Genomic DNA, 1,364 nt, shown 5'->3' with positions numbered 1-1,364 from the left:
GCGTAAACGTCGGGCTGGTGGCAGAAACGTTGCCTGCGATATCAGTCGCGGTGGCAGTGAAGACGGTTTCACCGCCAAACAGCTGATCCGCCTCATTGGTGGCGAACTGCCAGTCGCCGTTGCCATCGGCCGTGGTAGTGCCCAGGTTTCGACCGTCGGCGTAGACGGTCACGATGGCATTGGATTCGGCGCTGCCGATCAGTGTCGGCGTCACGTCGTTGGTCATATCGCCTCCGCCGATTGGCCCGGCGGGAGGAACGTCGTCTTCGGCGCCTTCAATCACGGGGGCTTCCGGGGCGGTCAGGTCGATCGTCACCGCGCCGAGGTTGCCGCTGCCGCCGGTGTTGCCCGCGGCATCGGTCTGACGAACCTGCACGGCGTCAGCGTCATAGTCGCCTTCCGGCAGTTCGAAGCTGTTGCCCATGCCGGTTGTCCAGCTATCGCCGCCATCGGTGGAATATTCCCAGGTTGCGCCGTCCTCGAGGCCACCGACATTGACCGTGGCATCGTTGGTGATGCCGTCATCCTCAGTTCCCGAATCGTTGGCCAGCGTGGCGATCGGGGCGTCAGGCGCAGCCGTGTCGAGCGTCGTGGTATCGGTGACCGTTCCGGTGTTGCCGGCGGCATCGATCACGGAGAGAGTGGCTGTCAGTTCGCCGTCGGCGAGATCCGACAGATCCACGCCGCTGACCGTCAAGTTACCGTCGGCATCGACGGCGATATTCCCGAGCGGGACCTCGACGCTGCCACCGGTTCCATCGGTGATCGTCAAGTCGGTAACGGTGGCGCCATTCTCGATGCGACCGGTCAAGGTGACATTGTCGGTCTCGTCGACGTTCAGGAAGCCGTCGCCGCCGTCGTCGATATGAATGTCGTTGCCATCGGCATTGGGCGCGGTTGCGTCGACCGTTGCCGTGGCTTCAGGGCTGACGTTACCGCTGGCATCGGTTGCGGTGGCGTTGACTTCGGTCCCGTCGGGTAGCGGCTCGTCTGGCATGAACGACCAGCTACCGTCTTCGGGATCGGCATCGACGCTGCCGATCGGGGTGCCATCTGCGTCGGTCAACGTGACCGTGCTGCCGGGCTCGGCGGTACCGGTGATCTCGTCTCCATTGGTCGGTTCGATCATCGGGGCCGCAGGGGCCGTCGTGTCGAACGTCAGCGTAAACGTCGGGCTGGTGGCAGAAACGTTGCCTGCGATATCAGTCGCGGTGGCAGTGAAGACAGTTTCACCGCCAAACAGCTGATCCGCCTCATTGGTGGCGAACTGCCAGTCGCCGTTGCCATCTGCCGTGGTAGTGCCCAGGTTTCGACCGTCGGTGTAGACGGTCACGATGGCATTGGATTCGGCGCTGCCGATCAGC

The 1,364-nt window shown here is 63.6% G+C and carries 1 protein-coding gene; it reads right to left on the bottom strand.

Annotated elements, in window-relative coordinates:
* On the bottom strand, positions 1-1,364 hold a 1,364-nt coding region (locus tag BTW08_RS18060), incomplete at both ends, for an Ig-like domain-containing protein (protein ID WP_246837794.1).

Origin of the sequence: Salinicola sp. MH3R3-1 (genome assembly GCF_001937155.1) — a bacterium.
Taxonomy (GTDB): Bacteria; Pseudomonadota; Gammaproteobacteria; order Pseudomonadales; family Halomonadaceae; genus Salinicola; species Salinicola halophyticus.
The sequence above is the reverse complement of the archived record's forward strand: the minus strand, read 5'-3'. Positions and strand labels throughout refer to the sequence as shown.